8 protein-coding genes are annotated in these 9,206 nt (G+C 28.4%); 1 reads left to right on the forward strand and 7 read right to left on the reverse strand.

Annotation, left to right across the window (positions count from 1 at the left end):
• Positions 1-601: 601 nt before the first annotated feature.
• The 4 genes from Q361_RS12560 to Q361_RS12575 form a co-directional block, all read right to left on the reverse strand.
• A complete protein-coding gene (locus tag Q361_RS12560) occupies positions 602-1,321 on the reverse strand; it encodes a hypothetical protein (RefSeq protein WP_103727084.1) in 720 nt (239 codons plus the stop codon).
• A 47-nt stretch (positions 1,322-1,368) separates the two neighbouring features.
• Positions 1,369-3,999: a carboxypeptidase-like regulatory domain-containing protein gene (locus Q361_RS12565; protein ID WP_103727085.1), complete on the reverse strand. Its 2,631-nt coding sequence runs from the start codon at positions 3,997-3,999 to the stop codon at positions 1,369-1,371.
• A complete protein-coding gene (locus Q361_RS12570; RefSeq protein ID WP_103727086.1) occupies positions 3,999-4,814 on the reverse strand; it encodes a GLPGLI family protein in 816 nt (271 codons plus the stop codon). Before Q361_RS12570 ends, Q361_RS12565 begins: the two co-directional genes overlap by 1 nt.
• Positions 4,815-4,876: 62 nt before the next feature.
• Positions 4,877-5,197: a hypothetical protein gene (locus tag Q361_RS12575; protein ID WP_146047026.1), complete on the reverse strand. Its 321-nt coding sequence runs from the start codon at positions 5,195-5,197 to the stop codon at positions 4,877-4,879.
• A 447-nt stretch (positions 5,198-5,644) separates the two neighbouring features.
• On the opposite strand from Q361_RS12575, the gene Q361_RS12580 reads away from it, so the two are divergent.
• On the forward strand, positions 5,645-6,205 hold the full coding sequence (locus Q361_RS12580) for a DNA methyltransferase (RefSeq protein WP_211290382.1): 561 nt from the start codon (positions 5,645-5,647) through the stop codon (positions 6,203-6,205).
• A 165-nt stretch (positions 6,206-6,370) separates the two neighbouring features.
• Here Q361_RS12580 and Q361_RS12585 read toward each other — a convergent pair whose 3' ends face one another.
• The 3 genes from Q361_RS12585 to Q361_RS12595 all read right to left on the reverse strand — a co-directional run bounded on the left by Q361_RS12585 (position 6,371) and on the right by Q361_RS12595 (position 9,004).
• Complete coding sequence (locus Q361_RS12585) at positions 6,371-7,153, reverse strand: HNH endonuclease (protein WP_103727089.1); 783 nt, start codon at positions 7,151-7,153, stop codon at positions 6,371-6,373.
• Complete coding sequence (locus Q361_RS12590; protein WP_103727090.1) at positions 7,153-8,352, reverse strand: DNA adenine methylase; 1,200 nt, start codon at positions 8,350-8,352, stop codon at positions 7,153-7,155. The genes Q361_RS12585 and Q361_RS12590 overlap by 1 nt, the downstream gene beginning before the upstream one ends.
• A 220-nt stretch (positions 8,353-8,572) precedes the next feature.
• Positions 8,573-9,004, reverse strand: a complete 432-nt coding sequence (locus tag Q361_RS12595; protein WP_103727091.1) for a lipocalin family protein — start codon at positions 9,002-9,004, stop codon at positions 8,573-8,575.
• Between the last annotated feature and the right edge of the window lie 202 nt (positions 9,005-9,206).

Here is a 9,206-nt window from a genome sequence, read left to right on the forward strand (position 1 = left end):
TGGTTAAAAGTCTCTAAAAAAACACAAAAAAGTTGATATTTTTTCTTCCGAATTGTTGTCTGCGGCGTTTATTCTTCCGAAACTGACACACAACGTGTCGCGGCTTCAAGAAGTGGCGATGAACCAAGACCAAGCCACTACAAATATAGACAAAACTTTAAATTAATAACCTTTCCGATTTCAAATAAATCCCGTGCCTCGCCATTTCTTGAAACCGCTGTTACAAGAAGCCTTTTATTTGTCTGTTCTAATTTATTTAAGGTTTGTATTTAGTGTTTTACTTTTTATTATTATATTTTTCAGGTGCGTTATTAGGGTATTACTATTCATCATTAGTTTTTTCAGGTTCAATATTAGGATTTGCGGATACGTTAATAGGAATTGCAGGTTTGCTATTATTAATTTACTATGTGTTATTAGAATTTTCAGGGTTAATAATAGGGATTGCAGGTTTGTTATTTAGTTTTTACTATTTGTTATTATTGTTTTACCTTACGTTATTATAAATCTATGATTGATTATTAGTATTTTACTATGGCTTATTGTTGAAAATAGAAAGAATAAAATAAAAGGGCGGTAGCCCTTTTATTTTATCTCTTTTTTATTTTGTTTCTTTAAATTGTAGTTTTACGATTGCGTTGTAATATGGTTTTCCTGCATCTCCTAATGATTTTAAATAGGATTTAACATCTTTAATTAATTGTATTACATTAGTTTCATTGTTATATAAAATATTGTTTCTGTTTGCTCTTGCAGTTATTAAGGCATTCCCTGCTGAGTTTACTGCTTGACTTAATGTAACCAAATTTGAATGCAATGCTTCTAAACTTGCAATTTGTATTTCTGTTTCGTTTGGTGCGTATTCTGGATGTGAAGCTAATTGAGTGGTGTATGTGTCTAAATTAGCAATACGGCTGTCATAACTCATTTGAGAAGTTGAAATACCATCTGTTTCTGTAGTTTCTGGGTTTACTGATTTTGGTTTTTGGTCGCCACGAATTTTTTTAGCCTGATTGGTTATATTTTCTTTATCTGTGGTTGAAATGTCTAATGATTTTGCAAAATTTGAAGATTTTGTCATTAGTTTTCCAAGAGGTGCAATAGCCAATTCACGAGCTGAAACTGCATTTTTATAAATTGGTTTTTTATAGTTTAGTTCTGTAATTACAGTTTGTAATGATGTACGAATAGGGTAGAGGTTTACTAACTGAATTTTTGCGTTTGATGGATTATAAAGCGTACCCATTTCTTCTAAAATTTGGTAAGCGGTACTAAAGTTTGCCACATTTTTATTGTGCCCTGTTTCTGAAGTTGAAGCCATAGTGTTATAAATTAATTGGTTATAAAATACAAATTTATACTTTTTTATTATAACGTAAATCTAATTTTAAACAAAACTTGTCGTGGTCTTAAATTAAAGTTTGTTTCTACATAACTAAAATCGCTAATGTTTATTGTTCTATAATTTGTTGTATTAAACAGATTTGATAATTGAAATTCTAAATCTATTTTCTTTTTAGAAATTGTATATCTATATATTAAATCTGTGAATAAATTTTCGGTTCTTTCTGTAAATAAATTGTTATTGATATATTCTGATTTTACTGCAAAATATTGATTTTTTGCTGGATAAATGTTTAAATTTAAAATATGGCTTTGTTGTGTTACTGTTGGATTATCTTGGTTTTGAGTTTTATTTTTTGAAAATGTCCAGTTAGCTTGATATTCAACATTCATCTTGTCAGTAATGTCTGTATCAATTTTATTACCAACTACCAAGCTTTGATTTTTTATATCTGTTAAATTGTTATTTAATAATTGTTGAAAACTTTGAAGATTAAAGGTTGCATTTAGGGTAATATTAGATTTTATTTTGCTGTAATATTTACTTGCTCTTGTTGAAATATTATGATTGTTTCTGTTATTATCTTGTTCAATTGCTTTTAATTCAGAGGCGCCGTTAGTCGAAACTTGAGTTTGATAGAGTAAATTATTTACACTTTTACTATTCATGTACATTACATTCCAAAACAGCGTTTTAATTGGGTTACGGTAGGCAATCCCTATAGAAAAATTTTGATTAGTAATTTGAGGAATTGGTGCATTTATGCGTTGTAAGTTTCTGTAATTTTGTAAAATGTAAGCATAATGTATTTGATTTATTGTACCAAATTGATTGGTAAAATTGATTGAAGAATTAATTTTCCAAAATGAGTTTACGTCATAGATTGCTGATAATCTCGGCTCAAAAGTTACCTGATTGAGATTTTCTGATGACTGCAAAGGGGTGTCTTTGATTTGAAAGTTATGATGATTTATTGGTGTTGTTAACTCAAATCGCCATTTATCTTTTTTATATTGAGTTGTAATATTTAAATAAAATTTAGAACGAAACCAATCTAAATTATTTGAAAATTCATTAACTAAATTAAAGTTTTCCGAAGTTAGAATTTCACTATTAAGTTGTTGATTTTCTATTTGAAAGCCAATTTTTGTTTCTACAGAAAATCTTTTTATTAGTTTTGTAAATCCAAAAGAATTATTAGTATAAAATGTTTTTAAATCAACTTGTTGTGTAACTTCATCATATGGTAGATTATTGTTTATTAAATTCTCAAATTGACCTGGGTTTACATTTAATGTTTGGGGTGTTTTGTTTAAACCTATGTAAGAATTTAAAGTTATCATTTGTTTACCCAAAGGAAAAATGGTTTTTAGTTGGTTTGAAATTCTAAAAAATTCGTTACTTAACTGTTGTTTTAATTGTTGGTTGTTTAACAAAATAGTTCCTCTCTGACTATCCCAAAAACCTTGAAATTCTAAACTATTTTTAAAATAATTCTTGCTTGCATTTTTTTGTAATGTTAAATTAGTTTGCAATGAATTGAAAAAAAAATGATTTTGCTTTTCTTCTAAAATAGTAATGGTGTTTGTTGGTGTGATAAATTCAGTATTCGTAAACCCATTTTGTTGCTGATAATCATTCAAATAAGATAAATTTACACGCAATTCATAGTCGTTTTTTAATTTATGTAAATAGTTGCCAGACAACAAGTGAATGTTATTATCTAACCATCTTTTTTCTGAAAAATTTGGTGTAGCTAATTGCTGAATGCCTAACCAATCTGTTTTTTCTGAATTATTTTCAAATTGATTGAGTAAATCTTCAATGGTATGTTTTTTTAATTGTGATGCCACATTATCGCCTGTGTTATTTGCTTGATAAGTTGTAAGCATTTGCTTTTTTTTGGTAAATAGCATTGGTGTAATATTTGCATCCCAAAGCAATGGACTAAAGCCACTACCTAAACGAGCTTGTCCCGTGAAGGTATAAGCATTTTTAAGTTTGATATTTAGAGCCGCTTGGTCAGAAAATTTTAAACTATCTAACGCTTTAATAGGTTGATGATTTTCTAAAATCTGAACTTGAGTAACCTCTTTAAAAGGTAAATTTTCATTAGCTAAATTGTATTTGCCTTCAAGCAAATCTAAACCTTCAATATAATATTTATTGATTGGTCTTCCTTGATAAAGAATTTTACCATCACTCAAAACTTCAATGCCAGGCATACGTTTTAATACATCTCCAATACTTCTGTCTTGTTCTTTTGAAAAAGAATTCACAAAATATTTGATTGTATCTCCTTTTTGTCTAATTGGTGATGATTTTACAACTACATCTTTTAATTCAAAAACTTTTTCTATTAAAGTAAAATTTTTGTTTATTGATTTGTTTTCTATAGTTTCGGTTATGGTTTCATAACCCATGCATCTTACTTGGATATCAACTTCTTCGTAAGATGATGGAAATGAAATAGAATAATTACCATTATTATCAGATATATTATATGTAATAATGTTTTCGGTAGCCTTTTTATAAATCAATACGTTCGCTTTAGAAATTGTATTTCCGTTTTTATCTTCAATTTTTCCCTTAATAACAATTTGAGAAAAGACACAATTACTAAAAAGAATAATAATCCACAAAATTTTTTTCATCAATCTTCTAGTTCTAAAGGGTTGTTCTCATACTTCAATTTTTCTTTCGCTCTTTGATCACCTTTATCAAGTAATTCTTTTGGAAAAGTCATACCTCCAGAATTCAACATTGAAGAAGGCTTTTCTCTATATTTTCTTTTAAGCTCTTTATATTCTTTTTCTGATATCTTAATATGATTAAAAATTTCATCTTTTGTATCAAAGTATGTGTTATCCTTTTTTAAAGATAAAATATTAAATTTATAATGATTATTAGTATCATAAATTGAAAAAATTAAACCAGGCAAGCCTTGAAATTTATAAGGACCATCTGAAATGCTAATTTCAGTAGAATACCAAGCTATATAATCTCTTCCAGCGAATGATGCAGTTGCTTTTTTACATTTATAACCTAATATCTCAATTTCTTCGTTTTGTAGCACCCAATCTATTTTGTTCATTTGCTTTTCAAAACTATAAATATCTAGACCTATCCTATCAGAAAATATTATTTTGTCATTATTATAATCTTTAATAATCGTAAATAAAAATTTAGATTTAGGTCTTGATTTTATTATTGTTGTTTCATCTGAATTTTGCAGACCATTTAACATATTTCTTAGCTTTAGATTGTTACTACTAATATAATAGGAAAAATTTTTAGATATTTTTAATATCATTTCCTCAGATTTTATATTTATAGTATCTTCTTTATTCTCTTGATATGATAAGTTATAAATGATTTCGTATTTTAAAGTATCTTTTAGATTATTTTGCGAATGTGTAATGTTTAGTAAAAATGTAAACATTATTATAAATATTAACTTAAGTTTCATAATTTTATTTGTTTTAATATTGAAAAAGATATGGCTGATTACCAGCCATATCTATAGTTAATTTAACATCCTGTAAGATCTTCAATGATTGCAGCAGCAGTCATTACGGCACCAATGGTTGTATAAACAGAACTATCATAATAAACATTCCACACGTTACCACAACTATCAGTAAATTCAATCATCTTGTCTATTTTAACAATTTTAACAATTTTAAAATTGCTGTCTTTTAGCATTTCAGAAAAAGTTTTAATGTCAATCACTTTAGATTTAACATTTTCAATTTCGTTAGAAATCACTGATTTTTGGTTAGATAAACCATTATTTGCAAAAGCAAATGAACCGATTAGCATAAATGCTAAAGAAAAAAATACATTTTTCATAATTTTAGTTGGTGTTTCCATCTTCTGGCAGGACAAAGACTTCCACGTTAAGTTTGTTAATATTAATCTGCCGTTTTCGTTAATCAAAACTTAAATGTAAAACGAATGTAAAAGTAAATTATTATTAAATGGTGTTTTTTCTTATATTTTTAACATGCCTATACGTTGGCTTCACGTTTAATTTTACACGCTTACTTCTTTTTAATCGTCCTTTTTATCCGTTTCGTTCTCATAAGGTTTCTTGTAACGTATGGTGCTTTGCGAAGGCGGGGCTTTTAACCACTAAATTTAATTATAAAGATGAAAGATATTTTTAACGATAATGTCCATTTGAAAACGGTAACCCCCGCTTTTGCAAAGCACGTGTTACCAGCAGTGCCTTCATCGGAGGTTTATTTGGAAGATTGTGTACGGGCATTAAAACGCTTTAACGATAACCATTTCGATTTGGCAATAGTTGACCCGCCTTATGGGATTGATGATAAATTACAATTCCACGACACAGGAACGACTAAAAACAAAATGTATGGTAAAAAAAGGTGGGATACCGCAATACCTTTAAAAGAATACTTTGATGAGCTTATGAGGGTAAGCAAAAATCAAATAATTTGGGGGGGTAATTATATGACAGAACATTTAAAACCATCAAGAGGATGGGTATATTGGCAAAAGTTTTCACATAATAACACGAAATATTCTCACGGCGAACTTGCTTGGACATCTTTTGATAAAAAATTAAATCACATTAAAATTACAGTAGACGGTATTTCAAGAATTGATGATGTAATACACCCAACTCAAAAACCTGTTAAATTATATGATTGGCTGCTTCTTAATTACGCAAAGCCAAATGATTTGATTTTAGATACCCATTTAGGGAGTGGGAGCAGTAGGATTGCAGCGTATAAAGGAGGGTTCAACTTTGTAGGATTTGAAATAGACCAAGAATATTATGAGAAACAAGAAAAGCGTTTTAATGACTTTAAAAGTCAATTACGGTTGTTCTAACGAAGCGGTAACTGGCATTGCTGGTAACGTGTCGCAGCTTGCAGAAGTGGCGGATTAAGGAAGCATAAACTTTCGGTTAAACACTGACTTCGCAAGTACAAAACCAACTTTAAATTAAGCCCAAAACCCGCCATTTTTGCAAACTGCTGTTGTGAGAAGTGCTTATTATTTAGAAAATCTTGAAAATACTCCGAATTTGTTTACATTATCTATCAAGTGTTGTATTTCAAGTGGTTTACTCCAATTACGATGAATCATTCTGTGACAATTTGAACAAACTGGTGTTAGATTTTTTACTGCAACTTCTAAAGTGTTTTTTATATCTTCATCTGCATATGTAAAAATAGGTTTTGTATGATGAATTTCTATAAATCCTGCTCCAAGTTCTGAACCATAAAAATCTGAAAAGTTGAAAGTACAGCAATTGCAACTAATACGATTATCAACTGTGAAGTATTGTATCGCATAATCTCTCAATTTTTTTGAACGTTCATACATCGCAACTTCAGTAACTCTCTTCATTCCTTCTGAAATGATTATGTTTTCATCAAAAGTTTCTACTTTTCTTTCTCCTTTTTCAATTTTCTTAAGGTTGTCTTTTATGTCATTATATTCGAAATCATTTGTCAAAAGATATTTAAGTTCAAGTCTGTGTTCTCTTAAATACAAGTGTCCTTTTTCAGTTATAAAAAGAGGACTTCCTGATTTAGAATCTCTCGCAATAAAACCATTTTTGACAAAAGGTCTTTTACTAGCAGTTAAATTCCTTACAATTTGAGAAAAATAATCATCAGAACGATTTGCTAATATTTCTAAATCATCACCAGATGGTTTTAAAATATCTCTCAACATATTGGATAACTCTGATGTATTTATATTACCATTTCTCATACTAATTAAATATAAAGCAGGTAATCTTAAATCGTTCTCGTAAATTCTTTCGCTCATTAGTAATTTGTGATTATTAAATGTTCAACATCTTTATCATTTCTATTCATAAAACTAACTAAATATTTTTTATCAAATGAATTGATATTTAATCCTTTTTGGTCATAAAGACTAAAAATAAAATCTGTGTTTTTTATTATCATCATCCATTTTCCTTCGCACTTATTTATCATAAAATTGGCTAGACGTTCTTGGTCAATTCTTGTAAATTCATTTTTAGCATAAGTACTAAATTCGCTGTCATATGGTGGGTCAAGAAATATAAAATCATTTTTTTTAGGTTTGTGAAGATTGAAAAAATCTTCAAAATCAAGATTTTCTATTTTTGTGTTTTCAAGGAGTGATTTTAATTCTTTTGTTTTTAGATAATCAATTTTTTTAGAATAGTTTTTTCTATTGTATGCAATTCCTCCATATGGAACATTAAAATCTCCGTTTGAATTGTAACGGAACATTCCACTATATGCAAAGTTTCTTATGAATAAAAATATAGCAGATTTAAAAGCACTCTGAATATTATATTTTTCTGTGTTATTGTAAATATGTCTAAAGTGCATATAAAATGCACTTTTCAATGCAGTTTCAATATTGTCTAAAATGTCATTATCTGGTAATTTTGATTTTAGCAGTTCAAGTTCTTTCATTCGCTTTATTTTGCGAACTAAATTTACTTTTATTTCTTTGATAAAATTTTCAATATTGAAATTAAATATTGTAGAAAACATTCCATTAAATTGTTCTGCATTTTTTAGAATGAATTCAAAAAGAATATCTTTTAATTTAGTTTCAGTTATTTGATTTTCAGAGAAACTTTTGTAGGTTTTTATAAAAAAATCAGCATTTTTTTCTGTTACAAAAGTTAGTAAATCCCAATTGTGAATTATTTCTTCAGTTGCGTGAAAAAATACTTTTCTATCTTCGTTAGTAATGCTACGATACAGTGAAATTAATTCTTCTGATTTGTCATTTATAAAATACTCATTTGCTTGCAATGCAGTATATACAGCTCCGCCACCAACAAATGGTTCATAATAATTTGAAAAATTTTCGGGTAATCTTGGAATTATATATTTTAGTTCTTGTTCTTTTCCGCCTGCCCATTTTAGAATTGGATACAACTTTTTAGAAGCCTGATAATTAGAGATTTCTAATCCGGTTTGGTTGTAAGTTTCAATTGGTTCATTTAATATATTTTCCATTCTCCAAAGTTATTAAATTATATTAAAATTCCAAGACTTTTCTTAAAGCACAGACGTCAAAAAGCATTTCTCACAACGTTTCGCAGCTTGCAGAAGTGGCGGATTAAGGAAGCCTAAACTTTCGGTTTTTCACTGACTTTGCAAGTACAAAACCAACTTTAAATTAAGCCCAAAACCCGCCATTTTTGCAAACTGCTGTTAGCCGTTCGGTTTTATTTTTTTAATTAATTCGAGTTAATACTTCAACATCAGTAATACCTGAATTAAAAAACTTCTCTTTTAGTGTCGTATTTGTAAGTTCCATTATTTCACCATTAAGAGTTGGCTGATTTGGATAAGATACTGTTACAGAATTATTGTTTTTAGTCCAAGTTCCTGTACTAATTGTTTCTTGACAATTAGGATTGTTAAATTCGTGACTTTTAAGAATTCCACCAGCAAGTATTTCGATGTAATCTTTAGTACAACCTGCTGTATGCTGGTAATCTGTAAGTATTTCTTGATTATTTGTTATTGTTCCAACTTTTGTGTATTGCCATTTTCCTTCTATTGAAACAGTTACAGTTTCTGGAGTTGGATCACTTTTACTACAAGAATATAATCCGAAAAAGATAACGGGAAGTACAAGAATAATTTTTTTGAATTTTGTCATAGTTTAAATTTTAAGTTTTTTTTGAATTTAAGTTAGTAAAATTAATATATTTAGTTGTAATCATTTATTTTATTCTATGTTTTTTTGAGCGCTCCGCCAAACTGACGGCTAACGTTTTGCAGCTTGGCGAAGTGGCGGATTTGAAGCACTTACTTTCTTTTTAGAACTAAACTTCTTTTGAAAACCGAATGTTCAATTTAGC

The sequence above is a fragment of the Flavobacterium croceum DSM 17960 genome (genome assembly GCF_002917885.1).
Classification (GTDB): domain Bacteria; phylum Bacteroidota; class Bacteroidia; order Flavobacteriales; family Flavobacteriaceae; genus Flavobacterium; species Flavobacterium croceum.